The sequence below is a fragment of the Microbacterium jejuense genome (assembly GCF_019511665.1).
In the GTDB taxonomy this organism is placed as follows: Bacteria; Actinomycetota; Actinomycetes; order Actinomycetales; family Microbacteriaceae; genus Microbacterium; species Microbacterium jejuense_A.
Window position 1 is genome coordinate 45,533 of record NZ_JAEUAW010000011.1, and the last position, 26,245, is coordinate 71,777.

A 26,245-nucleotide genomic window follows, 5' to 3' on the forward strand; every position below is an offset into this window, starting at 1 on the left:
ATGGCGGCCGGCGTGTCCGGCCGCGGATTACATGTCGAATTGCATGTACATGCAGTGTGACATGCACTTTGAGTACATGTCAAGTCACATGTAAATTGGGCGCATGCCGTCCGCATCCGACGACCCCTCCGACGCCATCGCCGCCGCCCTCGCCCGGCTGCGCGGACGCCGCATGCCTCGACCACCATGGGCAGAGGGCCCGCATGGCCCCGGCCCGCACGGCGCTGGAGCGCGAGGCCACGGCGGTCCTCATGGGATGCACGGCCCGCACGGCTTCGGCCCGGAGTCCGCCGATGGCTCGGCGGGGCGCGGCGGGCCGTGGGGCCGCGGCGGCCCGCCGTGGGCCGGGGGCGCGCGCATCGGCGGCCCCGCGCGCATGCGGCTGCTGGAGGCGCTAGCCGCGGCATCCCATCCCCTCTCGGTCGGCGAGATCGCCGACGCCGTCGGGGTGGATCAGCCGCGCGCGTCGCGGCTCGTGCAGCAGTCGGTCGAGCTGGGCCTCGTGCGCCGCGAAGCCGACCCCGACGACGCGCGGCGCACCCGTGTGGCGTTGACGGATGCCGGCACGCGACTCGTCCGCGGATTCCGGGGTGAGCGGCGCGAGGCGATCGACGCCGCGCTGGCGGCCTTCACCGATGCCGAGCGCGCAGAGCTCGCGCGGCTGCTCACGAAGCTCGCCGACTCCTGGCCGGGCGCCTGAGTCGCGGCAGGCCGCGCCGGAGTCAGAGCGACTCGCGGCGGATCAGCGCGGTGGGCAGGATGTGCTCGGATGCGACATCCTGGCCTCGCACCCGCGCCAGCAGCGCCTCGGCCGCGGTGCGGCCCATCTCTTCGAGCGGTTGCCGCACGGTCGTCAGCGGCGGATTCGACGCGGTGGCGATCGCCACGTCGTCGAACCCGATGAGCGAGACGTCGGTGGGAACCGCTCTTCCGGCCGCCTGCAGGACCCGCAGCGCACCCGAGGCCATCAGATCCGAGCAGGCGAACACCCCGTCCAGCTGCGGGTCGCGCTGCAGCAGACGCGCCATGGCCGCCGCTCCGCTGTCGACGGTGAAGTCTCCGTGCACGATCGGCCCCGGGCTGATCCCGTGTCGGGCCAGCTCGTCGGTCCATCCCTGGGCGCGCGCGCTCGCCTGGGCCATGTCGGGCGGGCCGGTGATGATTCCGATCCGGCGCCGGCCGGCCTCGATCAGCGCGCGGCCGGCTTGGACGCCGCCGTCGTAGTTGTCGCAGTCGACGACGATCGGGGCAGAGCCGACGTCGTCGGCGGGGCGCCCGACCCAGGCGATCGGGACCGGGGAGTCCATGATCTGGTCGACCAGGTGCGTGATCTCGTGCTGCAGGATGACGATCGCCCCGTCGACCGACCCGGAGCGCAGGAACCGCGGGATCCGCTCTCGGTCTTCGAGGTCGGCCGGCAGCAGCACGGGCTGCACCTCGCCGGCTGACAGCCCCATCGCGGCGCCTTTGAGCACCGACGTGAAGAACGTGCCCCCGATGCTCCCCAGCTCGTTGAAGGCGAGGATCAGGCCGATGGCGCCGGCGCGGCCGCCGCGGAGCATGCGCGCGGCGGAGTTCGTCTCGTAGCCCAGCAGCTCGGCATGCTTGCGCACGGCCGCCGTCATGGCGGGGTCGACATTCTCGGCGCCGGCCAGCACGCGAGCGGCGGTCGCCCGAGAGACGCCCGCCGCAGCGGCGACGTCGAGCACGGTCGGCCTTGCCATGACGTCCTCTCCGCAGCGGCGGCACCCGAGGGCACCGGAAGATCGATCTCTGCGCAGCAATCATCGCACGAGCCCATCGATGACGTGCGCCTGCACGTCCACAACATGACAGCAGCATGAGATTTCGGGCACGCGAATAGGTTGCTCTTGCCAACGAATGGACGAGCGGTCTACTCTGACCAGGTCTGAGAGATCGATCTCTCGGCGGGCCGACGCGGTCCCGCCGGCAACCACATGTCCCCGAAGAAGAGGAGCAGCTGTGAATCGTCGCACACTCGCCCTGCCCGTCGCAGTGGGCGCCCTTGCGCTCGTCCTGTCCGGATGCACGTCAGGCGGATCCGGCGCGGGCGGTGACGACCCGAACGCCGAGTTCGAGTTCTGGTCGTTCACCGGCATCGGCCAGAAGGACTCGGTCGACCGCTACCTGGAGAAGAACCCCGACGCGAAGGTCAAGCTGTCGGAGGTCGGCAGCACGACCGAGACCGCCACGGCGCTGACCGCCGCTCTCGCCGGCGGCAAGGTTCCCGACCTCGTGATGATCCAGAACGACGATCTGCCGAAGTTCCTGGAGAACCCCGGCAACTTCGTCGACCTGCGCACCCTCGGCGGCGACGACATCGGCGACGAGTACCTGGACTGGGCGATCGACGCCGCGACCGCCGAGAACGGAGCCCTGGTCGGCATCCCGACCGACGTGGGCGGCCTGAGCTTCGCCTACCGGGCCGACCTGTTCGAGGCGGCGGGTCTGCCGACCGACCCCGACGAGGTCGCCAAGATGTGGTCGTCGTGGGACGACTTCATCGCGATGGGAAAGCAGTACACCGAGGCGACCGGACAGCCGTTCATCGACAACGTCGAGACGACGATGTTCTTCTCGACCGTCAACCAGGTCACCGAGAAGTACTACTCGCCCGACGGGGAGCTGGTGTTCGACACCAACCCGCAGGTGAAGGACGCCTTCGACGTCGCGGTGCAGGCGTACGACGCCGGCATCAGCGCGGGCATCGCCGCATGGTCGTCCGGCTGGGCGCCCGGCAAGGCGAACGGCGCGTTCGCCGTGACCACGGCGCCGTCGTGGATGCTGGCCGGCATCCAGAACGACGCCCCCGACACCGAGGGGCTGTGGCGCATCGCGTCGATCCCCGGGGTCGGCGGCGACTGGGGCGGCAGCGTCATCGCGATCCCTGCGCGTGCCAAGCACCCCGAGGCGGCGTGGCAGTACATCGAGACCATGCTGTCGCCCGAGGGGCAGACCGAGCACTTCGCCGAGACCGGCACGTTCCCCGCGGCCAAGCACGCGCTCGAGAGCCCCGAGGTCGCCGGCTACACCGACCCGTTCTTCGGCGACTCGGCCGTCGGCAAGGTCATCAGCGACTCCGTGCTGCAGTTCAGCTCGTTCTACAACGGCCCCGACACCAGCGCGATCGGCGCCGCGCTGCTGAACGCGCTCGTCGACATGGAAGCCGGGAACACCCCGTCCGACGAGGCCTGGGATGTCGGGGTCAAGAACGCCAAGGCCGCCATCAACGGCTGACCCGATCCCCCTGGCGGTGGTCCGGCACGCGCCGGACCACCGCCGACCCGAACGAGGTAGATATGACCGCCACCGCGACCGCCATCCCCGTCCAGAAGACGTCTCGACGCGAGCGCCCGCCCGGGCGCCCGATCCGCCAGCCGCTCGCCGAGCGCATCGCGCCCTACGTGTACATCGCGCCGTTCTTCGTCATCTTCGTGATCTTCGGGCTGTTCCCGCTGCTGTTCACGTTCTACGTGGCGCTGTTCGACTGGAACCCCATCGGCGAGCAGACCTTCGTCGGCCTCGCGAACTTCGAGCGGCTGTTCAACGACCCGCGGTTCTGGAACGCGTTCGTCAACACGTTCGGGATCTTCCTGATCTCGACGATCCCGCAGCTGATCCTCGCGCTGGGCCTCGCGCACCTGCTGAACCACGCGCTGCTGAAGTTCGCCAACTTCTTCCGCATGGCGCTGCTGGTGCCGTACATCACCTCGGTCGCCGCCACGGCGCTCGTGTTCGCGCAGATCTTCGACAAGAACTTCGGTCTCATCAACTGGGTGCTCGGGCTGATGGGCCTGCCGGCGGTCAACTTCCTCGCGTCGCAGGTCGGCTCGTGGATCGTGATCTCGTCGATGGTGATGTGGCGCTGGTTCGGCTACAACACGCTGCTGTATCTCGCCGGACTCCAGGCGATCCCTCGCGAGATGTATGAGGCGGCATCGGTCGACGGCGCGTCGGGGTGGCAGCAGTTCATCCATCTGACGATCCCGTCGCTGCGGCCCATCATCATCTTCACCGTGATCATGTCGACCATCGGCGGTCTGCAGATCTTCACCGAGCCGCTGCTGGTCGCGCCCGAGTCGGGCCTCACATGCGGTGGCGGCCGACAGTGCCAGACCCTCGCGCTGTTCCTCTACGAGCAGGGTTTCGGGCAGTTCGAGTTCGGCTACGGCTCGGCGATCGGCGTCGCCCTGTTCGTCATCGTGGTCGTGGTCGCGCTGATCAACTTCTTCCTCACCACCCGCACCCGGAAGGCGCGCTGATGTCCGATGTCATCGACCAGGCGATCCCGCAGTCGCCGCAGGAGGCGTTCGAGCCGGAGACCGATCGACGGCAGCGCCGTCGCGGACGCCGCGGACGCGTGGGCAAGGTCGGCTGGCCGATCTACCTGCTGCTCATCATCGCCGTGATCATCAGCGTCTTCCCGCTGTACTACATGTTCGTGATCGCCTCGGTGGGCGCCTCGGCGGTCACGTCGATCCCGCCCAGGCTGTACCCCGGGCTGAACTTCTTCGACATCGCCGCGAAGGTCTTCGAGACGGTGCCCTTCCTGCAGTCGCTGCTCAACAGCGTCATCGTCTCGCTGTCGATCGCGGTCATCTCGGCGGTCCTGTGCGCCCTGGCCGGATTCGCGTTCGCGAAGCTGACGTTCCCCGGCCGCAACGTGCTGTTCGTCATCGTCCTGCTGACCATGACGGTGCCGTCGCAGCTGAGCGTCATCCCGCAGTACCTGATCATCTCGTGGCTCGACTGGGTCGATTCGCTGCAGGCCATCATCGTGCCGGGGCTCGCGAGCGCCTTCGGGATCTTCTGGATGCGTCAGCACATGGCGACGACGCTCAACGACGAGCTCATGCAGGCCGCCCGGATCGACGGCGCGAACAGCTGGCAGATCTTCTGGCGCATCGGCTTCCCGGTGGTGCGGCCCGCGGTGTTCGTCCTGGGGCTCATCAACTTCACGGCGGTGTGGAACGACTTCATGTGGCCCTTCATCGTCCTGAAGTCCCCCGAGCTGTTCACCGTCCAGATCGCGCTGAAGCAGCTGCAGGCCAACCGCACCATCGACCTCGCCCTCACCATGGGCGGGTCGTTCATGGCGACCCTGCCGCTGCTGATCGTGTTCTTCTTCGTCGGTCGCCGCATGGTCGCCGGCATCATGGACGGGGCGTTCAAGGGCTGATGGATGCCGCACCCGACGTCACCGATCAGGCTCGGTGGCGCGACACGACGCTGCCCGCGCGCGAGCGAGCCGAGGCGCTCGTCGCCGCGCTGACCCTGGAGGAGAAGGCCGCCCAGCTGGGCTCGGTCTGGCTCACCGACGCGGCGGACGACTTCGCCCCGCGCCCGGACGACGGCCTCGGCGCGCACGCCGTCGATCCGTTCGCCCACGGCCTCGGACAGCTCACGCGCGTGTTCGGCACCGAGCCGGTGACGGTGCGCGAGGGCGTGCGCCGGCTGCGGGAGCTGCAGCAGCGCGTCACGGACGCGCATCGGCTCGGCATCCCGGCCCTCGTCCACGAGGAGTGCCTCACGGGGCTGGCGGCGTTCGGCGCGACGGCGTTCCCCACGCCCCTGGCGTGGGCGGCGACGTTCGACGAGCAGGCCGTCCACGAGATGGCGCGGGCGATCGGCTCCGATATGCGGGCGCTGGGCGTGCACCAGGGACTCGCGCCGGTGCTGGACGTCGTCCGGGACTACCGCTGGGGCCGGGTCGAAGAGACGCTCGGCGAGGATCCGTACCTGGTGGGCCAGCTCGGCGCGGCCTACGTGGCCGGCCTCGAGGCCGCCGGCGTCATCGCGACCCTCAAGCACTTCGCCGGCTACGCCGCGTCGCGCGGCGCCCGCAATCACGCCCCGGTGAGCATGGGCCCGCGCGAGCTCGCCGACACGGTGCTTCCGCCCTTCGAGGCCGCGCTCAGGCAGGGCGGGGCGCGCAGCGTCATGACCTCGTACACCGACGTCGACGGCGTGCCGAGCACCGCCAACCGCGTGATGATCGACGAAATCCTCCGCGAACGGTGGGGGTTCGACGGCACGGTCGTGGCGGACTACTGGGCCGTCCCCTTCCTCGTGTCGATGCATCGCGTGGCCGCCGATGCGGCCGAGGCGGCGGCGCTCGCGCTCGGTGCGGGGGTCGACGTCGAGCTGCCGCAGACTGTGGCCTACGCCTCTCTGCCGGCCCTCGTGCGCGACGGCGTGGTGTCGGAGCGCGACCTCGATCGCGCGGTCGCGCGGCACCTTCGCCACAAGATCGAGGCCGGCCTGCTGGACGGCGTGGACCCGGTGCCGCCGGGAGCCGACGACGTCGAGCTCGACGGGCCGCGCAACCGTGCGCTGTCGTCGCGCATCGCGGAGGAGTCCATCGTGCTGCTGCGCGACGAGGGCATGCTTCCGGTGCGCGGCGACCGCATCGCACTCATCGGCCCGGCAGCGCTGGACCATCGGAGCCTGCTCGGCTGCTACGCGTTCCCGAATCACGTGCTCACGAAGCATCCGGGTCACGAGCTGGGCATCGCCGTGCCCACGATCGCCGACGCCCTCCGCACGGAGTTCGGCGAGGCGCGCATCGCGGTCGCGCGAGGGTGCGAGATCTCCACGACCGACAACGGGCTCATTCCGGACGCTGTCGCGCTCGCGTGGCGCAGCGACGTCGCTGTCGTCGTGGTCGGCGACGTCTCGGGCCTCTTCGGCGACGGGACGTCGGGCGAGGGCTGCGACGCCCCCGACCTCCGGCTGCCCGGTGGCCAGCACGAACTCGTGCAGGCGGTCCTCGCCACCGGGGTGCCGACCGTGCTCGTGGTCGTCTCGGGCCGGCCGTACGCGCTCGGCGAGTACGACGGTGCAGCGGCGATCGTCCAGGCGTTCCTGCCCGGAGCGGACGGGGCGGCCGCAATCGCCGGCATCCTTTCGGGGCGCGTCGTGCCCTCGGGTCGTCTGCCCGTCCAGATCCCGCGGGCCGCCGCGGCGAGCAGCACGTATCTGCAGCCGCCGCTCGGGCGCCACAACTCCGGCATCACGGTGGCGGACCCGACACCGCTGTTCCCGTTCGGATACGGGCTCACGCCGGGCGACGTGCGGTACGAGAGCCTCACCGTCACGGCGGAGGTCGACACGGCCGGTGAGGCGGAGGCCGCCGTCGTCGTCCGCAACGACGGTCAGGCGTGCGTGGAGGTGGTGCAGCTGTACGCCTCGTACCCGCGCAGCACGGTCGTGCGACCCGAGGCTCAGCTCATCGGCTTCGCGCGGGTGGACCTGCCCGCCGGCGCGCGCCGCGCCGTCCGCTTCACCGTGCCGGCGGGGACGTTCGCGTTCACGGGCCTGGACGGCGCGCTTGCCGTGGAGCCCGGCTCGGTGGTGCTGTCGGCCGGCCCGAACGCCGCGGAACGTCCGAGCGAAGGCGTCGTCGCGGTGACCGGCGCTCGCCGCATCCTGTCGACCCGGGTCGTGCGCGTGCCGGCGATCGTCACCGAGGTCGCCTCGACGCGCTGACGATCCGCATGCCGACCCCCACCGGGCGCGGCGGGCCGGTGGGTGGTCCCCAGCGTGCGGCTCAGGGACGGGAGGCTGCCGCGTCGAGCCAGTCCAGGCGCAGCACCACCGGGCGGGTGCCGACGACGATCTGCTGCGGCCCGGGCGCGCCGCCCGCGACGGTGAAGGCGCGGCCGGCCCGCAGCAGCACGCGCCCGTCCGGACGGAGCCACTGCGCCTCGGCCAGCCGCCTCAACCGGACGGTGCAGCCGGCGTCGTCCCATTCGAGTCGATCGACGACCAGGCCGCCCCGCGCCCGCAGCCCCGTGACACCGCCCTCGGGCCACGCGCGCGGGAGGGCGGGCAGCACGGTGAGCGTGTCGACGGTCGAGCCGAGCAGCATCGCGCCGACGACGGCGGGCAGGCCTCCGCTGGCATCGAGGTTGAAGATGCGCCCGGCGTCATGCGTCGTGGTCAGCGCGGGCCGCCAGTGCTCCAGGGCCAGCCATTCCACGCACTGCAGCGCATCGTCGGCGAGCCCGAGCGCTGCCGCGGCGAGCCCCAGCTGCACCAGGCCGAAGGCCATCTCCATACGCCCCGGGGGAGCCGTCGGGTCCTCCGCTCGCCACGCGAGCTTGGCCGCGATGGTGGCGGCGGCCGCAGCGCGCAGCGACGCGGCCCGTGCGCCGTCGCCGAGGAAGGCCGGGTCGGGGTCGTACCAGAGCGGGTAGAGCTGCGATGCATGGCGGTGCGCGTGGTTCTCAGGCCATCGCGTGTCGATCCACTCGGCGAGGGTGCCGTCCGCGGCCACCCGATAGTCGGGCAGCGCCGCGACGAGCGCCTGCCAGCGCCCGTCGAGGGAGTGGTCGCCGCGGGCGTCCGCCAGGATCGCGGTCGCGCGGGCGGCATCCCTCAAGATCGCGACGTCGACCGTCGCGTCAGCGACGAGCGAGGAGCCGCCTGCGACCGGGCTGTTCTCGGGGGAGTAGTCGGGCACGATGCGGCGGCGCCCGTCGACCGGCACCGTGGCCTGCTCGGCCAGCAGCAGCACCCCCTCGGCGAGAGCCCACAGGTCGTCGTCCACGATCGAGCGATCACCGGTCGTCGCGACGAGGTCGGCTGCGAAGCGGAGGACCCAGCCGCCGCACCCCATCCAGAAGACATGCGGATGCCACCGCCACGTGTGGTTCGCCAGCCCGTGGCTCGACATCCGGGCGGGCAGCAGCATCCCCTCCGTCCCGTAGACGCGACGGGCGTTGTCTCGGTAGTCGTCGAGGTGGGGCAGGACCAGGTTCAGCAGCGACCGGGCGAGCTCGGGCGTGCCCGTGGGGATCAGGCTCGCCATGCCGCCGTTCTGCACGTTGCCGTTCATCGTGTAGTCGGACGACCATGCGGGCGCCCATGTGCCCTGCCAGACGCCCTGCAGCGTCGGGGGCAGCTCTCCGGTCGCGGCGATCGCGTGCGCCCTGCCCGACAGGTAGGCGGTCTCGATCACGGCGCGGCGCGCGGCGAGATCGCCCGCACGTGCGCGGTCCCAGAGCTCCTCGGTCGTCTGCGAGGGCACGCCGCCGCCGAGGTCCAGCGTCGACGCCGAGACGAGGGCGCCGTGCGTCTCACGCTGGTGCGCGCGCAGTGCCTCCCAGTCGGGCGCAGCGTCCCCGCGCGCGGGGGCCGCGGTGACCGGGGCGCCGGCGACGTCCACATCGACGTGCAGCATCCGTCGCTCGCCCGGGGGCACGTACACGCGCGTCGACGCCATCTCGCCGGCGGGATCGGCGACCCAGCTCTCGGGGCCGTACGCGGTCGCGCGCGTGGCGGGGGTGCCGTGGGCGGATGCCGTGAGCACCGCATGCGGGCCGCCCCGGGCATCGGCGTGCATCACGTTCCCGTAGTCCGGGGCGCCCGTCTCGCCGGCGACGCCCGACGAACCGGCGAGGTTCAGGCGGACGGAGAGGGTCGCGCCCGCCTCGGACTCGAGCGCGAGCCACACCCGCGCCTCGTCGCGTGGCGCCAGCACCCGCAGCGCGGTGATGCCGCCGGACCGATCACGCCACCGCACGACGACCTCGCCGTGCTCGAGGTCGATCTCGCGGTCGAGGCCCTCGGCCGCCGCGGGATCTTCGATCCAGAGCGTCGCGCAGATGCCGAGCGGGTCGGTCCAGACCAAGCCGTCCGGCAGCCCGGAGCGGCGCGCCGCCTGCTCCATCAGCTCGTCCGCCTGCGCGCCGTCGCCGGAGAGCACGGCGGCGCGCAGCGCGCCCAGGTCGGGCGCGAGCTCGGGCGCCCGCGGGCGCGGGTTCGCGGGCACGAAGCTGCGCTCGTGGGCGATAGAGACGATCTGCCGGCCGCCCACGCCGTGCACGATCGCGCCGACGACGCCGCTGCCGACGATGAGCCCGTCCTCCCACGTCGGCGCCGTGGTGCGGGTGCGGTGCCGGAACCGCTGCACGACCCGTCGGTCGTCGACGAAGATGTCTCCGGTCATCGCGCTCGCCGTGCTCCCTTGCCCGCCCTCGTGGTTCGCCCGCCGACGCTAGCACAGGATGCGCGATACATCTGATCTCTGTCGATTCGGTCCCGTGCGGCCCGCACGCTGGACGGGTGGGGCCACGGACACGAGGTCGAGAGATCGGATGTCAGGCGCGGGCTGCCGAGCCCGCGGATGACCCGCCGTGGTCGGCCCGCGCCGGCCAGACGGCGGTCGAGCCCCGCGGCACGAGCTGCGTCGGCAGCTCGACCCGGGATGCATCGGTGGGCGCTCCGGCGATCGCCTGGGCGAGCAGCTGCACTGCCGCCGCGGCCATCTCGCGGATCGGCTGGCGGATCGTGGTGAGCGACGGATGCAGCCAGCGGGCGCCGCGGACGTCGTCGAAGCCCACGACGAGCACATCCCGTGGGACCGCCAGCCCCGCGTCCGCGATCGCCCGGTAGGCGCCGGCGGCCATCTCGTCCGAACACGCGAACACGCCGATCGGCCCCGAGCCGCCCAGTCGCGGAAGTGCGGCGGCGCACGCCTTTCGCGCCTCCCAGGCGCCCCAGCCGGCCGTGGTGACGACGCACGGCGCCGAGGGTGCGACGCGAGAGAGAGCGGCACGGAAGCCGTCGACGCGCGCTCGGCCGTACCGGTACGAGGGCGCCCCACCGATGACCACGAAGCGCTGCGCGCCGCGTTCTGCGAGGTGCTCGGCGGCCTCGGCGCCGCCCGCCCAGTCGGTGGTGCGCACGCTCGGGACCGGCAGCGGGGCTTCGGACGGCGGCTCGAGCAGGACGACCGGGATGTTCGCGCTGCGCAGCGCCTCCCACTGCGAGGCAGAGGGCAGGATGAGCCCGATCACGACGCCGGCCGAGCCACGGGAGCGGATCCGCTGCGGCCAGTCGTCATGCGGGTCCTTGCGCTCTTCGGTGAGCACGAGGTCGTAGCCGAGCCGGGATGCCGCAGTCCGCGCTCCCGCCGTGACCTCGTCGGTGTACGGGTCGTGGAAGTGCCCGAGGACGAGGTCGATCATGCGCGCGGTCCCCTGACGTGGACGCCCGCGCTGCTGCTGCGCCGCGGAGTAGCCGAGCTCCGCGGCGGCGGCGAGGATGCGCGCGCGAGTGCCCGCATCCATCTCGCCGCGGCCGCGGAGCGCTCGGGACGCGGTCGAGATGCTGACGCCTGCCCGTGCCGCCACGTCGGAGAGAGTGACCCGGGGCGCAGCTGTCATGGAGCAATTTTTGCGCAAAGAGCGCGACGCGCGAAGCGGTTCGGTGTCATCGTGTGGCCGTTCCGCTTTCCGTCGATGAAGAGGGAGGATGTCGATGACGACGACGTCGCAGAGGGGGCCCCGCAGGAGCGCACCTCGGGCTCTCGTGGTCCGCGACGGGCACGCGCGCCCCGGTCCTGCGCAGGCGACGGAGATGTTCCTTCCCTTCCTCCTCCACGAGGGGTACGAGGTGCGGGTCGAGGAGTCGAGCGAGATCTACGCCGACCGCGAGGTGATGGACCGCACCGACCTGATCGTGCAGTGCGTCGCGACGTCGGCGATCTCGGACGCGGCGCTGCGCGGGCTGCTCCGGGCGGTGGAGCGGGGGACCGGACTCGCCGGATGGCACCGCGGCATCGCCGACTCGTACGGCAGCAACGCGGACTACCTGCAGCTCATCGGCGGGCAGTTCGTGCCCCGACCGTGGCCGCAGGACGGCGACCGGCCGGCCGACGACGCCGGCCGGTCCTGCTGCTACACGGTGGATCTGACCGACCAGGGCCGCACGCACGAGATCATGGCCGGCATCGAGGACTTCACGCTGCGCAGCGAGCCGTACTGGGTGCTCACCGACGACCTGAACGACGTCCTGGCCACCACGACGTACGGCGCGAGGCCCGACGACCCGTGGCGGCGACCGCTCACCTCGCCCGCGGTATGGACCCGTCAGTGGGGCGACGGCCGTGTGTTCGTCGCCACCCCTGGCCACAGCCTCGTCGTGCTGCGCGATGCCCACGTGCGCGCCATCATCCAGCGCGGGATGCTGTGGGCGTCGCGCACGGCGATGGCGGCGTGAGGGCGTTCGGCGTCAGAAGCTCGTGACGAGGTCGCCGAGCACGGCTTCGAGCTTCGACGGATCGGTAGCGTCGTAGTAGTGCGCGCCGGTGGCGCTCGAGATCGACTGCAGCGTCGGCACATCCGCGTCGGCCCCGTAGGCCAGCGTGAAGATCAGCACCGGCGTCGCGTGGTGCATGTCCTTCAGGTCGGCGATCATCTGGTCGGCGCCGATCGTCGGGGCGTTCGGCGTGTCGTTCTTGCCGTCGCTGAGCAGCACGATGGCGTTGATGTGATCGCTCGACCACGACGCGGCCTGCTGCTTCGCGAAGTCGTCGACCGCCTGGTACAGCGGGGTGTCGCCCATCGAGCTGATGCCGTTGAGCGCCCCCAGGAAGCCGTCTCGCGAGGTGCCGATGTCGGTCACGGGTGCCACGAGCCCCGGCACGAGCGCGCCGTCCGGCGCCTGTGCGAATCCGGCGAGGCCGACGTCGTCGCCCGTCGTGAAGTGCCCGAGGGCCGCCTCGATCGCCTTGCGTGCCTGGGTCAGCTTGGTGTCGGTCGGCGAGATCGGCTCGTCCATCGAGCCCGACACGTCGAGAAGGAACAGGACGTTGGCGCGCTTGCGGACCTCGGGGAACGACGCCTGCACGGCCGTCACGACGTCGGCGCCCGGGAACGCGAGCGCGGTGGTCAGCTCGTCCGACAGCTGACCGACATCGCGCACGCTCTCGTCGAGCGCGCGGTTGAGGTCGCGATAGCCCGCGCCCCGCACGACCGACTGTCCCTGTGCGGTGAGCGCGTAGCGGATGAAGTCGGCGGCGGCCTCGGACTCGACCGGGTCGATCCACGCGCCCGTGAGACGCATCGCGGGATTGTCGGCGGCGAAGTAGCCGTCGGTGGGATAGATCGGGATCAGCTGCTCGACGGGCGGATCCGCCTGCGTGCGGTTGATGCCGTCGCGGCTCGTGATGCCGCGGTTGTAGTCCCACACGGACTTCTCGTCGACGATCACGGCCGACAGGAAGTCGGCGGACGATCCGGATGCCTCGGCCTGACGCGCGTGCCACAGGAAGTGCTCGGGCGTGGCCATGTAGTGGCTCGTGGAGGTCTCGTTCTCGTGGACGGTGGCCTGCACGGCCGGGTCCTCCACCTCGGCGGCGGTGAGGTCGGCGATCGAGCCGGCGGCGGTCCCGTACGAGGCGTACATCGCCGCTTCGCCCGAGGTGGCCACGAGCGGGCTCGTCTTTCCGAGCTTGAAGGCTCCCCACTCGGGGTGGCCGAGGCCGCTCCACAGGTCGGCATCCCCGGCGGCTTCGAACACGGCCGACCAGGTCGGGGCCTCGGACGACCAGCCGATCGCCTGGGCGAGGGGCTTGGGCATCGCCAGCACGATGTTCGAGATCGCGACGCTCGTCCCCTCCTTCGCGATGGCCGTCGCGCCTTCGGACTGCGCGACGTCGACCCAGGTCGACGAGTCGGGCAGCCACACGGTGGGCTTCTGGTCGTCGGGGGAGTTCGGGAAGCCGGCTGCCACGACGGCGGCGGCCGCGCCCGACTTCTCCTTGCTCGCGGTCACGGTGACGCACGACCCGGCGACGTTGCGGGGCTGGGCGTTGTAGGCGCTCGCGAGGTTCTCGACCATCTCGGCGTTCTCGTACGACGACAGCACGCGGACGGCGACGCACGGCTCGGCGCCCGCGGTGGCGGCCGGCTCGTCCTCGGGGAACACGATGGGCTTGACGACGGCCGGTGCGGCGGGAGGCGGGTCGGCGGCGGCGGCCGTCCCGGAGCCGGCGAGGTTCGAGACGATCGCGTACGACACGGTGCCGATCGAGCCGACCAGCACGACGATGCCGGCCACGGTGGTCCACAGCATGATCTGCTTGCGGCGCTTGCGGCGGCGCTCGCGACGCACGTCCATCGCGGTCGGGCGGCCCGGCTTCGCCCCGGCGGGAACGGTCGAGGAGGGAACCCGCGCAGCCGACGATTCGGGGACGGAAGAGGTCGGCAACGCCGCCGTCGGGGGCGGCGAGGACTGGCCGCGGCGAGGTCCGGGCGCGTCCTCGTCACCGCGCGTGCGATCGCGCATGGAGGCTTCCTCGAAGTCGGGTCTGGCCGTGAGGCCGATCGGGGGGTTACCGGCCGGGTCGTCCGGTAAAGCCACAGCCTAACGACGAACGTGCCGCGAGGCGAGTGCGTGCACGCTGTGAGATCACCCGGAGGCGGTGTTCAGCATCCCGATCAGCACGGCGGTCCACCAGCCGACCTGCGAGACGATGGCGCTCCACACGCACCACAGCCGCAGCCGGGCGGGCAGCATCGAGAACCGCACGCGGCCGGGGAGGCGCGCGAGCTCGTCGGTCAGCCGCGTCATCGCGACGCCGTTCATCGCCGCCACGAGCACGGCCAGCATCTTGAGGTCGGTGAGCGGATTGGTGAGGTCGGGCTGCAGGAACGCACCCGAGAAGAACAGCCCGGCGATGCCCAGCCACGCCATCGCGCTCACTGTGCGTTCGACGCGGCGCAGGTCTTCGAGCTGCGTGCGGCGCAGCATCCACAGCAGCCCGCTCATCTCCAGCAGCACCGCCGAGCCGAGCCCCACGATCACGGAGGCGAGGTGGACGAACAGCGCGGGCCGGTGCACCCAGTCGTGCGGGACGACCTGCGCCCCGACCCACAGCGACAGCGTGAGCGAGAGCAGCACCGCCCAGTAGCCGAGTGCGCGGCGATGCCTCGCCGCACGGCGGCTCTCGGTGAGGGTGGCGGACACGGTGCCTTTCGGGGGTGGGCTCGGCGCAGGGAAACGCGCGACCGCCCCCAATCGCATCGGTGAAGAATCCCCGAAGCGAGATTATCGGATGCCGGGCCCGGCGAGATCCGGCCGCCCGGGCGATCTGCGTCAGGCGTCGGCGGCGACCCGCGGCGGCGCCTTCACGAAGACGAGCAGCACGAAGCCGACGGCGAGCACCAGCGCGATCGCCAGGATTCCGTACAGCGTCTGGTTGGCGGCCGCCGCGATGAACACGCCCCACAGCAGCGCCGCCATCCAGCTGGCCGCGCGTCCGGTCGTGGCGTAGAGGCCGAAGATCTCGCCCTCGCGGCCGGCCGGGGTGACGCGCGCGAGGAACGAGCGGGATGCGGCCTGCGCGGGTCCGACGAGCGCGGCGAGGACGATGCCGGCGACCCAGAACAGCGCGCGGCCCGCACCGGCGCCGAGGAACACGGCGAGGCAGCACGCGATGATGCCGCCGATCGCGGCCAGGATGACGGGCTTGGGGCCGAAGCGGTCGTCGAGGCGTCCCACGAAGATCGTCGAGAGGCCGGCGACGAGGTTCAGGACGATGCCGAAGATCACGAGGTCGGTGAAGCCGAAGCCGAAGACGCGTGCGGCGATCACCGAGCCGAAGGTGAAGACGGCGGCCAGGCCGTCGCGGTACACGGCCGACGCCAGCAGGAACCAGAAGGTGGGGCGGCTCTCGCGCCACAGCCGGATGACCGAGCGGACGAGCTCGACGTAGCCCTCGAAGAAGTTGACCTTCTTGGTGTCGGCGCTGGGCGGCGGCTCGGGCACGCTCCGGAAGATCGGGATCGAGAAGAGGAGCGTCCAGACCGTCGCACCGGCGGCGATGAACTGGAACGTGATGCCCTGCGTGCCGTCCAGGACGCCGCCGAGGATGAGCCCCACGACGATCGCGAGCGCCACGATGCCGCCGAGGTAGCCGAAGCCCCATCCGAGCCCCGAGACCCGTCCGACGGTCTTCGGCGTCGACACCGAGACGAGCAGGGCGTTGTAGTTGGCGCCGGCGATCTCGCCGACGACACTGCCGAACGCGATCATCGCCACCCCGAACCAGAAGAGGTCGGCCGTGCCGCCCACGAAGGCCATGCCGAGCTGGCACAGGATCAGCAGGCCCGTGAAGATGCCGAGCATGAGCTTGCGGTGTCCGGTCGCGTCGGCGCGCTGGCCGAGGACGGGCGCGAGCAGGGCGATCAGGATGCCGGCGGCCATGATGCCCCAGCCCAGATTCGCATCGAGCGCACCGAGGGCGTGACAGTACTCGGTCACCGCGTTCGCGCCGGTGTCGCAGTCGATCTTCTCGCCGTCGACGATGCCTGACGCAGCCACGGCTGGGTCGAGGAAGAACGGCGACACCAGGAAGCTCGGCACCCACACGAACGTGAGCAGCACCGTGTTGAACGGCTGCGTGGCCCAGTCCCACAGCGCCCATGCCAGCACGCGGCGGCGCGGCACCGGTGCGTCCGAGAGGGCGCCGGTGTCCAGCGCCGCCGTCGACAGCACGGGTTCGGACGGGCGCGTGACGCGCTGCGTCTCGGGGTCGGGTGCGGGGGAGCTCATGTCGCTCAAAGTAGGGCCCTTCGGTGAACGGCGGGTGCCGCCGCAGCGCGTCACCTCGGCGTGGCGCGTGGCCAGGCTACTGGAGCCGGTGCCCGCCCGGGTCGCGGCATCCCCTCTTCGTTCGCGGCATGATGAGAGGAGTTCGTGCCGGACGAGAAAGGAACACGCCTTGACATCGCGCAAGCAGCGCCCGCTGGTCGCACTGATCGGAGCAGTGCTGTTCTGGCTGTCGGCCAGCCTCACGCTGCTGTTCGGCGCGGCAGCCGTCTGGCTGTTGATCAACGGGCAGCAGCCGGCCTGGATCATCCTCGCCGTGACCGTCCCGGTCTGCGCGCTCGCGGTCGGGCTCATCAAGATCAGCCGGATTCCGTTCGGCGACGCCCTGAACGTCGGATTCTGACCGCCCGGGCCGGTAGCTACTGACCGGTCGCCGAGGTCGACGGCTCCGGCGCCCGTGCCTCGTCCGCGTCGACGGCGTACCAGAGCCGGATGCTCTCGTCGCCGCCCGGACCCGGTGCGTGACTGATCTGCACGGAGGTCGCGAGGTGGCCGGAGCTGCCGCGCAGACCGGTGCGCACGCGCGGCTCCCCGGCGCGGGACGGCTCCAGCGCGGACGCCAGCTCACTCCGCCACCGCTCGATCTCTTCGACGCTGAACCCGAGGACGTCAGCCGCGGCGATGAGCTCGTCGCGCGCCGCGTCGCCGCCGTTGACCTCGACGAAGACGTTGACGGTGTCGACGCGGCCGTCACGCGGTGTCACCGAGACCTGCTCCGCCTGTGCGCTCCAGCTGCCCGCGGGAGTCTCAAGGGTGACGGGGATCAGCTCGCCGTCGGCGCGCGACACCACGGCCATGGTCGTGCCGAGCCCGACGGACGGCGAGGGGATCGCCGCCGTGACGTCCCACTCCATCGGCGCTCCCGCCACGATCTCGTCGATCGTGGGCATGCCGGAGCCCGGCGCGACGTCGGTCACGCCCGGGTCGGGTGGTTCGATCGTGACCGTGCACGCCGTCAGCCCGCAGGTCAGCGCCGCTGCCAGCCCCAGTGCCAGAGTTCGTCGAGAGGTCGGCATGCGGCTCCTATTCGGCGTCCGTGCCCGGCAGCTCGCCGCGCATCGCCATCTGCAGCAGCACCCCTGCGGCCGTGCCGTCCGCCGGTGTGGCGGTGACGCGGAGCACGTCTCCTCCCTGGTGCGCGACCTCGGAGCCCTCGAGGAGCTCTGAGTACGGACGCCCCGACGGCGTCCGCCCACCGTCGATCGCCGAGGCGATCGCCTCTGCGCGCGTGTCGTCCGCCCCCACGACGCACATCACGTTCGTCGCGTGGGCATCGCCTCGCACACCGACCGCGTACGGCGTCCGGACGTCGTCCACGAAGATCAGCGCCGCCGCGACGTCGCCCAGGCAGCCGGCCAAGGCGACGACGCTCGGATCCTCGGCGAGCGTCACCGGATCGTCCTCGCCCCGCGTCCGCAGGTCGACGTCCGGACCCGAGAAGACGACCGAGTCCCCGTCGGCGTGAACGAAGGTCGCCGCCGAGGCGAGTGAAGCGACGTGCGAGCCCGCACTGACGAGAACGCCGCTGTCGTCGGTGGTCTCCCATCCCGATCGCGTGGCAGCGCTGCCCACGCTGTCCGCGGTCTGGCCCCCGGCGACCAGCGTCACGGACTGCGGGATCCTCCCCACGGTGACGAAGGCCTCTGCGGCGTCCACGTCCACGCCGAGTTCCGATCCGAGTGCCTGCGGAGCGAGGTCGCCGAGGCCGATGTACCGCACCGACTCGGCCTGCCGGCTGTCCATCCCTTCCGCCTGCGAGGCACTGCTGAAGGCGATGTACGAGCCCTGAACGCCCTGCACGGCGGGGATGTCCGACAGGAACTCCGTGAGACCCCTGTCGGCCGTGCTCTGCGGCGCGCACCCCGTGAACATGGCGGCCGCGATCAGCGCACCTGCCCCGACGAGCTTCTGTCTGCCCCGCATATCGATGTCCTCGTTCGTACGTCTGTCAGTCAGGGCGTGGGACCCGTCGGCACTCTCACTGTATCCAGGTCGCCCAGGGCGTCATCGCCACGCGGGCGGCATGATGAAGGGACACGAGCGGGGGGAGCAGTCCGATGACGACGGTGCCGCCCGCGCGCTCGGGCCTCTCGCGATCGCTCGGGCGCGCACTCGCGCTCGTGGCGGGGCTGTCTGCGATGCTGACGGTGCTGCTGCTCGCGTTGCTGCCGCTCGGCGATCCGGCCAACCTGCCGCTGCTGGTGCTGCCGGCGATCTTCGTGATCTACGTGGTTGCCGGCCTCGTGGCGTGGGTGCGCCGCCCGCGCAGCGGGATGGGACTGCTGATCGTGGTGGCCGGTCTCGCGGTGTACGCCGGCAGTCTCTTCAACACCGAGGTGCCGGCGCTCGTGGCGATCGGATCGGTGTGCGCGACGCTCATGGTCGCGGCGATCGTGCATCTGCTGCTGGCGTTCCCCACGGGCCGGCTGCCCGACAGGCTCTCGGTGCTGCTCGTGGTCGCGACGTACGCGGTGTGCCTCGTGCTGCAGGCGCCGTTGTACCTGCTCGACCAGGACGGTCCCTTCCCGCCGTTCGCGATCGCCCACCTGCCGCGCGCGGCCGCCTTCTTCAGCCTCCTGCAGACCATCGTCGCCACGGCGCTGATGATCGTGGTCGCCCTGGTCCTGTGGGGGCGACTTCGCCGGGCGGATGCCGCGCACCGGCGCGTCCTCGTCCCCCTCTTCTCGTACGGCATCTTCACGGTGCTGTTCATGCCGCTCATCGCGATCGTGATGGACCGGGTGCTGCTCATCGACCCCACGTTCCGCGGGTTCGCGCAGCTCGCCGTGATCGCCGGCATCCCGATCGCGTTCGCCCTCGGCACCGTCCGCGGCGGCTTCGCCCGGACCGGCGAGCTCGAGGAGCTCGTCGCGTGGCTCGGAGCCGGCGGACAGACGCGCGAGCCGCTCGCGACCGCACTGGAGCGGGCGCTGGGCGACCCGTCGCTGCGCCTGTACTTCCGCACCGACGATCACGATGCGTTCGTCGACGCCGAGGGGCATCCGGCCGATGACGCGGCGCGCTCGGATCCGCGCCGCGGATGGCAGCCGGTCGTGCTCGACGGGCGCGAGATCGGCGCGATCGAGTACGACGCCGCCCTCGTCTCGGATGCCGACCGCGTCAGCGCGGCCGGCAGCGTCGTGGCCATCGAGGTCGACCGCGAGCGCCTGACCGCCGAGCTGCGGGCCAGCAGACGAGCGCTGCTGCGGTCGCGTGAGCGTCTGGTCGAGGCGAGCGACCGCGAGCGCCGCCGCGTCGCGCGCGACCTGCACGACGGCCTGCAGGTGCAGCTGGTGCTGCTGGCGCTGGAGGCGCAGCAGATCGCGGCGGCGCCGGCCGATGCCGTCGCCCAGCGGGCGACCCGTCTGCGCATCGACATCGACACGGCCGCGGCGGACCTGCGTGCGCTCGTGAGCGCGCTGGTCCCGGCGGCACTGATCGAGCGCGGTCTCGAGGCGGCCGCCGAGGACCTCGCCGACCGCATGCCCATCCCGACGCGCTTCGAGGCCGATCTGTCGGGCGGGGCGCTCGGCGACCTCGTCGAGGCGACGACGTACTTCGTGCTCACCGAGGCGCTCGCCAACGTGGTCAAGCACGCGCGGGCGTCGGTCGCCCGCGTCCGCCTCGTGCGGCGCGACGGACGCCTGCGGCTCGATGTCGAGGACGACGGCGTCGGCGGGGCGTCGATGGATGCCGGGACCGGCCTGCGCGGGCTCGCCGACCGCGTCGAGGCCATCGGCGGGACCCTCTCGGTGACGAGTCTGCGCGGCCACGGCACGCACGTGCGAGCGGAGGTGCCATGCGCGTAGCGATCGCCGAGGACGAGACGCTCCTGCGCCGCGGCATCGAACTGGTGCTCCGCGACGGCGGTCACGATGTCGTCGCCGCCGTCGGCGACGCAGATGAGCTGATGGATGCCGTCGCGCGCACTTCTCCGGATCTCGTGGTCACCGACATCCGCATGCCGCCCACCCGCACCGCCGAGGGGTTCGAAGCGGCGCTGCGGATCCGTCGCGAGCACCCCGGGACGGCCGTGGTGGTGCTGTCGCAGCACGTCCAGCGCCGCTACGCGCAGGAGCTGGTCGCGGACGGCGCGGGCGGCGTCGGCTACCTGCTCAAGCAGCGTATCGCCGACATCGGCTCGTTCCTCGACGACCTCGAACGCGTCCGGGCCGGCGGCACCGCCCTGGATCCCGACGTGGTCGCCGTGATGGTCGGGCGGGCGCGGCACTCCGAGTCCCGGATCGGCGGGCTCACCGCCCGGCAGCAGGAGGTGCTGGCGCTCGTCGCCGAGGGGCGCAGCAACGCCGCCATCGCAGCGCGGCTCTTCCTCACCGAGAAGGCGGTGGTGCAGCACGTGTCGCGCATCTACGACACCCTCGGCCTTCCGCCCGATGCCGACAGCCACCGTCGCGTGCAGGCGGTGGTGCGCTACCTCAACGGCGAATGACCCGGGTGGGGACCTAGGTCCCCAATAGGCCTCGAACCCGTGCCCTCGCGGCGCGTCTTCGGTAGCGTGCGAGCGGGGACAGCCGTCTGGGGCGGCTGTCGACGAGCCCGTTCACCCGACGCGCACGTCACGTGGACCTGGGGTACACGCCATCGACGGCGGCGGCTCGTGGAGCCGCCGCCGTCGTGTACGCCCGTCGCGTGGTGCGAGTCAGCGCAGGCGAGGGTCGTTCGCCGCTGCGGTGCTGACCCGCAGCCCCAGCGCATCGGCGACCTCGGCCCAGTCGACGTACGAGAAGCCCGTGGCATCCTCGCGACCGGGGTCGACGTCGGTGCCGGTCTCGGGCTCGTCGTGCGTGACCAGCAGCCCGTGCGGGTGGCCGTCCACGGGGCGGTTCGTGATGGCGAGGCCGTCCGAGCCGTTGACGTCGTCGACGCCGTCGATGCCCGCGACGCGGAAGGTGCCCACGAGGTCGTTGCGTCCCTGCGTGCGGTAGACGGCGAACGTGTCGTCGCCCTGGCTCGACACCACGATGTAGCCGGTGGCGCCGGTGGCGTAGTAGATGTCGACCCCCTCGGCGTCGGCTTCGAGCGCGTCGCCGCCGAAGCCCTCGTCGTCGGGGTCGACGGGCACGCACTCCTCGGTCTGCGGGTCGTACACATCATGCACGCCGAAGTCCTTCACCGTGTCGACGAGCGACGGCTGGCCCTCACCGAACGGGAGCGGCACACGCCAGAGCCCCACGTCCTCCTGTGCGGCGTAGAGGACGCCGGTGCGCTGGTCGACGCTGAGCCCTTCCAGCTGAGGGCCAGTGCCCGGCTCCTCGCACGGGTTCCACGTCGTGCCGTCGCGAAGCGGGAACGACGAGGGCATGACGGTCGACCGCACCTCGGTGTAGCCGAGTCCGCCGCCGGTCTCGACGATGCGCGCCGTAGCGAGCGTGGGTGCTCCTTCCTGCGTCACGACGGCGTAGTCAGCGCCGCCCGCCGGCTGCCAGACGGCGAGGCCGTACGCCGTGTGGTCTTCGGCGACCGTGTCGCGGTCGGGGCTGAACAGGAAGGGCTGGTCGGCCGCGGTGACCTCCACGAGCGGGGTCGCGGCATCCGCGCCCGCGGGATCGATCGTGAAGAAGCGGAGCTGGTCGTTGTACCGATCCGAGACGACTGCGACGTCCACCTGACTGCCGTTCAAGGGCACGTCGTATGCGATGTCGACGTTGTTATAGCGACCCGCGACGCCGTCGGCGCGCGGCGCCGGCGTCGCGGCCAGGGACTGCACCTCTTCGTCGTCGAGGTCGTAGACGCGCAGACCGCCCTCCTTCGCGGTGACGATCACGATCGACGCCGCGGGGTCCTGGGGGTGCACCCAGATGGCGGGGTCGTCGCCGACCGCCGAGCCGCCTGCCTCGTCGTCGTACAGGGCCGGGGTCTCGTTGTCGGTGGTGACCGTCGCGTGCGGGACGGGCTTCTTCTCTGAGGGCTGAGCGGATGCCGCACGCGGCGCCGCGGCGAGGACGAGGGCGCACGCGGCCATCGCCGCGCCCGCCGCCAGGGGGAGTCGTGTGTTCATGCGCGAACTGTGCCGCCGCCGGAAGAACGCCGGGTGTCGGGCAGGTGGACGACACCGGCGGGCACCGCCGCGGCGGTAGGCTCCCGGCAGGCGGGAGGTGTGTCATGTCGGACGACACCCACAGCGTCGCCCCGGATCAGCCCGCGCGCCGACGCCGGGGGCGTTCGGCGCGTGCGCGCGCCCACCTCGAGGAACTCGACGGAGGTCCCGAGGCGTACGTCATGTACTTCAAGGAGCGCGTGTACGCGACCTTCACCGGGCTCGCGATCGTGCTCGTCGTCGCCGCCAACGACCACGCCGATCCCGAGCACGCGTTCTTCGCGGTGATCCTCGGCGTGCTCGGCATCACCGCCGCCGGCTTCGTGTCCGATGTCATCTCACACCTCGCGGTCCACCAGACGTTCCCCGTGGGCGGCGACCTCGCCATCCTGCTGCGGGTCGCGGGCGGTGCGATCAGCACGGTCATCACCCCGGGCATCCTGCTCCTGCTCGCGTGGATCGACGTGATGCCGGTGGATGCCGCACTCCGCGCCGCCGCGATCGTCTACATCGTGACCCTCGGCGTGATCGGCTGGTTCGCCGTGCGCCGCTCGCGTCTGACCTGGGCGAAGCAGCTCCTGGTGCTCGGCATCCTCGTCGCCCTCGGCTTCGCCGTGATCGGACTGCAGACGCTCGCCCACTCGATCTGACGCGGGGTGAGCGACGTCGGCTCGCAGAGATCGCCTGACCCCGAGCGTTCCGGGTCGGACGTCCGAGCGGGGCGAGATCTCCGAGCCGCGTGCGGCCTGCCATTCGCGCTCCAGCAGCGCGTAGTGGCCGGTGTCGGTCCACTCGCCCTTGAGCCACATGTGCTCGACGAAGTGGCCCTCGTGCCGCATCCCGAGCCGTTCGCACAGGCGCACCGACGCGGTGTTGCGCGGGTCGAGCTCGGCGTACACGCGGTGCAGTCCGAGCTCGTCGAACGCCAGGCCCAGCAGCAGGCGCGCGGCTTCCGTGGCGTAGCCGCGGCCCTGCGCGTGCGGCGCGAGGATCCAACCGATCTCGGCGGTGCGGTCCTCGACGCTGTGCAGCTCGAAGTACATCGTGCCCACGAATCGCCCGGACTCGGAGCGGATCGCCGGTTGGAGGTAGTCGCCCTTGCCGGCGAGACGGGTGGCCGCGGCATCCTGTTCCAGGATCTCGGCCACCTGCTCGCGCGACCGCGCCTCGTACAGCAGGTACCGGCAGACCTCGGGATCGCCCTGCATCTCGGCGAGGTCGTCGAGGTCGTCGGGACGAAGCAGGTCGAGCGTGACGCGCTCGCCGCGCAGCGGGCGGAAGTCCCAGTCGAGGCTCATGCCCCCATCCTGTCGGCGGCCGCCGCCTCGCGCGGAGGATTGTGCATGAACTCGAGGCGGATGCCGTCGTCGTCCTCGACGAACGACGCGTAGTAGCGGTCGTTGAAGCGCGGGTAGAGCTTGGGCTCGCGCACGGCGGTCCAGCCGGCATCCATCGCGATCGCGTGCAGGCGGTCCACCTCGTCGCGCGAGTCGACCGCGAAGGCGAGGTGCTGCCAGCCCACGCGGCCGTGCCGATGCGGGCCGGTGCCGGGCTCGCGGGCGGGGAACAGGATGAGCTCGACCTCGCCCTCGGTCCACCACGAGACGCTGGCGTCGGCGTCGGTGCGCTCGAACCCGAGGGCCCGCATGATCGGGTCGTACCGCGCGATGCCGCGCTGGAGGTCATCCACGGTGATGCCCAGATGGTCGAAGACAGCCATGACGGCAGCCTGTCACAGGTGAACTTGAGTCGCGCTGTATCAACTTTGACTTGACGGATGTCGCACCCCGGGTTTATGGTTGAGCCATCGCGACTCAACCTCTGTCGGGTCGTGAGCAGACTTCCGATCAACCCCGGGTGGCGGCATCCGCCGCCGTCCAACAGAAGGAGAGAACAACATGGCACGTGCTGTGGGAATCGACCTGGGTACGACCAACTCGGTCGTGAGCGTCCTCGAGGGCGGCGAGCCCAAGGTCATCGCGAACGCCGAGGGCTTCCGCACGACCCCGTCGGTCGTCGCGTTCACCAAGGACGGCGAGGTGCTCGTCGGCGAGACCGCCAAGCGCCAGGCCGTCACCAACGTCGACCGCACCGTCTCGTCGGTCAAGCGCCACATGGGCACCGACTGGAGCTTCGACGTCGACGGCAAGAAGTGGACGCCGCAGGAGATCTCCGCCCGCATCCTGCAGAAGCTGAAGCGCGACGCGGAGGAGTACCTCGGCGACACCGTCACCGACGCCGTCATCACGGTCCCCGCGTACTTCAACGACGCCGAGCGCCAGGCCACCAAGGAGGCCGGCGAGATCGCGGGCCTGAACGTCCTGCGCATCATCAACGAGCCCACCGCGGCGGCCCTCGCCTACGGCCTGGACCGCGGCAAGGAGGACGAGCTCATCCTCGTCTTCGACCTCGGTGGCGGCACGTTCGACGTCTCGCTGCTCGAAGTGGGCAAGGACGACGACTTCTCGACCATCCAGGTGCGCGCCACCGCCGGCGACAACCGCCTCGGCGGCGACGACTGGGACCAGCGCCTCGTCGACTACCTGATCAAGCAGTTCAAGGACACCACGGGTGTCGACGTCTCGGGCGACAAGATCGCGCTGCAGCGCCTCAAGGAGGCCGCCGAGCAGGCGAAGAAGGAGCTGTCGTCGTCGACCTCGACGAGCGTCAACCTGCCGTATCTGTCGCTCACCGACTCGGGCCCCGTGTCGCTGAGCGAGACGATCACGCGCGCCAAGTTCGAGGACCTCACCAAGGACCTGCTCGACCGCACCAAGAAGCCCTTCGAGGACGTCATCCGCGAGGCCGGCATCAAGGTCGGCGACATCGACCACGTCGTCCTCGTCGGCGGCTCGACGCGCATGCCCGCGGTCGCCGAGCTCGTCAAGCGCGAGACCGGCAAGGACGCCAACAAGGGCGTCAACCCGGATGAGGTCGTCGCCGTCGGCGCGGCCCTGCAGGCCGGTGTGCTGAAGGGCGAGCGCAAGGACGTCCTGCTCATCGACGTCACCCCGCTGAGCCTCGGCATCGAGACCAAGGGCGGCATCATGACGAAGCTCATCGAGCGCAACACCGCCATCCCGACCAAGCGCAGCGAGACCTTCACGACCGCCGACGACAACCAGCCGTCGGTCGCGATCCAGGTCTTCCAGGGCGAGCGCGAGTTCACGCGCGACAACAAGCCGCTGGGCACGTTCGAGCTGACCGGCATCGCGCCGGCTCCGCGCGGCATCCCGCAGGTCGAGGTCACCTTCGACATCGACGCCAACGGCATCGTGCACGTGTCCGCCAAGGACAAGGGCACCGGCAAGGAGCAGTCGATGACCATCACGGGCGGCTCGTCGCTCGCGAAGGAGGACATCGAGCGCATGGTGCGCGAGGCCGAGGAGCACGCCGCCGACGACAAGAAGCGCCGCGAGGCCGCCGAGGTGCGCAACCAGGCCGAGACGCTCGCGTACTCGATCGAGAAGCTCATCAAAGAGAACGACGACAAGCTGCCCGAGGACGTCAAGTCCGAGGTCCAGGGCGACGTCGACGCGCTCAAGACGGCGCTGGCCGGCGAGGACGATGAGGCCGTGAAGACCGCGTTCGACAAGCTCAACCAGAGCCAGGGCAAGCTCGGTGAGGCGATCTACGCCTCGAACCAGGCTTCGCAGTCTGCTCAGGATGCCGGTCCCGGCGCGTCGGGCGACGGCCAGGGTTCGTCGAACCCTGACGAGGACGTCGTCGACGCCGAGGTCATCGACGAGGACGAGACGAAGTAAC

21 protein-coding genes and 1 pseudogene are annotated in these 26,245 nt (G+C 71.3%); 11 read left to right on the forward strand and 11 right to left on the reverse strand.

The window, feature by feature from the left end:
* The first annotated feature begins 103 nt into the window (after positions 1 to 103).
* Entirely contained in the window at positions 104 to 700 is a 597-nt protein-coding gene (locus JNB62_RS19260; RefSeq protein WP_223231155.1) for a MarR family winged helix-turn-helix transcriptional regulator, read from the forward strand.
* Positions 701 to 722: 22 nt separating this feature from the next.
* Here the strand turns inward: JNB62_RS19260 and JNB62_RS14085 are convergent, their stop codons facing one another.
* Complete coding sequence (locus tag JNB62_RS14085) at positions 723 to 1,724, reverse strand: LacI family DNA-binding transcriptional regulator (RefSeq protein ID WP_220301525.1); 1,002 nt, start codon at positions 1,722 to 1,724, stop codon at positions 723 to 725.
* A gap of 259 nt (positions 1,725 to 1,983) precedes the next feature.
* Between JNB62_RS14085 and JNB62_RS14090 the strand changes: the two genes are divergently transcribed.
* The 4 genes from JNB62_RS14090 to JNB62_RS14105 all read left to right on the forward strand — a co-directional run bounded on the left by JNB62_RS14090 (position 1,984) and on the right by JNB62_RS14105 (position 7,509).
* On the forward strand, positions 1,984 to 3,258 hold the full coding sequence (locus tag JNB62_RS14090) for an ABC transporter substrate-binding protein (protein WP_220301526.1): 1,275 nt from the start codon (positions 1,984 to 1,986) through the stop codon (positions 3,256 to 3,258).
* Between the two features lie 62 nt (positions 3,259 to 3,320).
* Positions 3,321 to 4,283 (forward strand): carbohydrate ABC transporter permease, encoded by a 963-nt coding sequence (locus JNB62_RS14095; RefSeq protein WP_220301527.1) that lies wholly within the window; start codon positions 3,321 to 3,323, stop codon positions 4,281 to 4,283.
* Positions 4,283 to 5,200, forward strand: a complete 918-nt coding sequence (locus JNB62_RS14100) for a carbohydrate ABC transporter permease (protein ID WP_220301528.1) — start codon at positions 4,283 to 4,285, stop codon at positions 5,198 to 5,200. The genes JNB62_RS14095 and JNB62_RS14100 overlap by 1 nt, the downstream gene beginning before the upstream one ends.
* A complete protein-coding gene (locus JNB62_RS14105) occupies positions 5,200 to 7,509 on the forward strand; it encodes a beta-glucosidase family protein (RefSeq protein WP_220301529.1) in 2,310 nt (769 codons plus the stop codon). The genes JNB62_RS14100 and JNB62_RS14105 overlap by 1 nt, the downstream gene beginning before the upstream one ends.
* Before the next feature lie 61 nt (positions 7,510 to 7,570).
* Here JNB62_RS14105 and JNB62_RS14110 read toward each other — a convergent pair whose 3' ends face one another.
* Together JNB62_RS14110 and JNB62_RS14115 are read right to left on the reverse strand one after the other, a co-directional pair.
* Positions 7,571 to 9,973: a glycosyl hydrolase family 95 catalytic domain-containing protein gene (locus JNB62_RS14110; protein WP_220301530.1), complete on the reverse strand. Its 2,403-nt coding sequence runs from the start codon at positions 9,971 to 9,973 to the stop codon at positions 7,571 to 7,573.
* Positions 9,974 to 10,124: 151 nt separating this feature from the next.
* Positions 10,125 to 11,192 carry a LacI family DNA-binding transcriptional regulator gene (locus JNB62_RS14115; protein ID WP_220301531.1) on the reverse strand — a complete coding sequence of 356 codons (1,068 nt, stop codon included), beginning with the start codon at positions 11,190 to 11,192 and terminating at the stop codon, positions 10,125 to 10,127.
* Between the two features lie 94 nt (positions 11,193 to 11,286).
* Here JNB62_RS14115 and JNB62_RS14120 point away from each other — a divergent pair, with 94 nt between their 5' ends.
* A complete protein-coding gene (locus JNB62_RS14120; RefSeq protein WP_220301532.1) occupies positions 11,287 to 12,027 on the forward strand; it encodes a ThuA domain-containing protein in 741 nt (246 codons plus the stop codon).
* Positions 12,028 to 12,039: 12 nt separating this feature from the next.
* On the opposite strand, the gene JNB62_RS14125 is transcribed toward JNB62_RS14120, so the two are convergent.
* The 3 genes from JNB62_RS14125 to JNB62_RS14135 all read right to left on the reverse strand — a co-directional run bounded on the left by JNB62_RS14125 (position 12,040) and on the right by JNB62_RS14135 (position 16,365).
* The gene (locus JNB62_RS14125) at positions 12,040 to 14,097 is read right to left on the reverse strand and encodes a vWA domain-containing protein (protein ID WP_220301533.1); all 2,058 of its coding nucleotides are present in this window, start codon (positions 14,095 to 14,097) and stop codon (positions 12,040 to 12,042) included.
* Positions 14,098 to 14,220: 123 nt separating this feature from the next.
* On the reverse strand, positions 14,221 to 14,778 hold the full coding sequence (locus tag JNB62_RS14130; protein WP_220301534.1) for a hypothetical protein: 558 nt from the start codon (positions 14,776 to 14,778) through the stop codon (positions 14,221 to 14,223).
* Between the two features lie 129 nt (positions 14,779 to 14,907).
* Complete coding sequence (locus tag JNB62_RS14135; RefSeq protein ID WP_220301535.1) at positions 14,908 to 16,365, reverse strand: MFS transporter; 1,458 nt, start codon at positions 16,363 to 16,365, stop codon at positions 14,908 to 14,910.
* A gap of 169 nt (positions 16,366 to 16,534) precedes the next feature.
* Between JNB62_RS14135 and JNB62_RS14140 the strand changes: the two genes are divergently transcribed.
* Positions 16,535 to 16,765 carry a hypothetical protein gene (locus tag JNB62_RS14140; protein ID WP_220301536.1) on the forward strand — a complete coding sequence of 77 codons (231 nt, stop codon included), beginning with the start codon at positions 16,535 to 16,537 and terminating at the stop codon, positions 16,763 to 16,765.
* Positions 16,766 to 16,781: 16 nt separating this feature from the next.
* Here the strand turns inward: JNB62_RS14140 and JNB62_RS14145 are convergent, their stop codons facing one another.
* Both JNB62_RS14145 and JNB62_RS14150 read right to left on the reverse strand, forming a co-directional pair.
* Complete coding sequence (locus JNB62_RS14145; RefSeq protein ID WP_220301537.1) at positions 16,782 to 17,438, reverse strand: hypothetical protein; 657 nt, start codon at positions 17,436 to 17,438, stop codon at positions 16,782 to 16,784.
* Between the two features lie 7 nt (positions 17,439 to 17,445).
* The gene (locus JNB62_RS14150) at positions 17,446 to 18,345 is read right to left on the reverse strand and encodes a hypothetical protein (RefSeq protein ID WP_220301538.1); all 900 of its coding nucleotides are present in this window, start codon (positions 18,343 to 18,345) and stop codon (positions 17,446 to 17,448) included.
* A 134-nt stretch (positions 18,346 to 18,479) separates the two neighbouring features.
* Between JNB62_RS14150 and JNB62_RS14155 the strand changes: the two genes are divergently transcribed.
* Both JNB62_RS14155 and JNB62_RS14160 read left to right on the forward strand, forming a co-directional pair.
* Positions 18,480 to 20,231: a sensor histidine kinase gene (locus JNB62_RS14155; RefSeq protein WP_220301539.1), complete on the forward strand. Its 1,752-nt coding sequence runs from the start codon at positions 18,480 to 18,482 to the stop codon at positions 20,229 to 20,231.
* Positions 20,222 to 20,872: a response regulator transcription factor gene (locus JNB62_RS14160; protein ID WP_220301540.1), complete on the forward strand. Its 651-nt coding sequence runs from the start codon at positions 20,222 to 20,224 to the stop codon at positions 20,870 to 20,872. Before JNB62_RS14155 ends, JNB62_RS14160 begins: the two co-directional genes overlap by 10 nt.
* A 210-nt stretch (positions 20,873 to 21,082) precedes the next feature.
* Here the strand turns inward: JNB62_RS14160 and JNB62_RS14165 are convergent, their stop codons facing one another.
* The gene (locus tag JNB62_RS14165) at positions 21,083 to 22,441 is read right to left on the reverse strand and encodes a phytase (protein WP_220301541.1); all 1,359 of its coding nucleotides are present in this window, start codon (positions 22,439 to 22,441) and stop codon (positions 21,083 to 21,085) included.
* Between the two features lie 104 nt (positions 22,442 to 22,545).
* On the opposite strand from JNB62_RS14165, the gene JNB62_RS14170 reads away from it, so the two are divergent.
* The gene (locus JNB62_RS14170; protein ID WP_220301542.1) at positions 22,546 to 23,130 is read left to right on the forward strand and encodes a hypothetical protein; all 585 of its coding nucleotides are present in this window, start codon (positions 22,546 to 22,548) and stop codon (positions 23,128 to 23,130) included.
* Positions 23,131 to 23,373: 243 nt separating this feature from the next.
* Here JNB62_RS14170 and JNB62_RS14175 read toward each other — a convergent pair.
* A pseudogene (locus JNB62_RS14175) lies at positions 23,374 to 23,778 on the reverse strand (GNAT family N-acetyltransferase); the annotation flags it as partial.
* Positions 23,775 to 24,200, reverse strand: coding sequence for a VOC family protein (locus tag JNB62_RS14180; RefSeq protein WP_220301543.1), 426 nt, complete (start codon positions 24,198 to 24,200; stop codon positions 23,775 to 23,777). The pseudogene JNB62_RS14175 and the gene JNB62_RS14180, both read right to left, overlap by 4 nt.
* Before the next feature lie 178 nt (positions 24,201 to 24,378).
* On the opposite strand from JNB62_RS14180, the gene dnaK reads away from it, so the two are divergent.
* On the forward strand, positions 24,379 to 26,244 hold the full coding sequence (gene dnaK, locus JNB62_RS14185; protein WP_220301544.1) for a molecular chaperone DnaK: 1,866 nt from the start codon (positions 24,379 to 24,381) through the stop codon (positions 26,242 to 26,244).
* Position 26,245 lies beyond the last annotated feature (1 nt).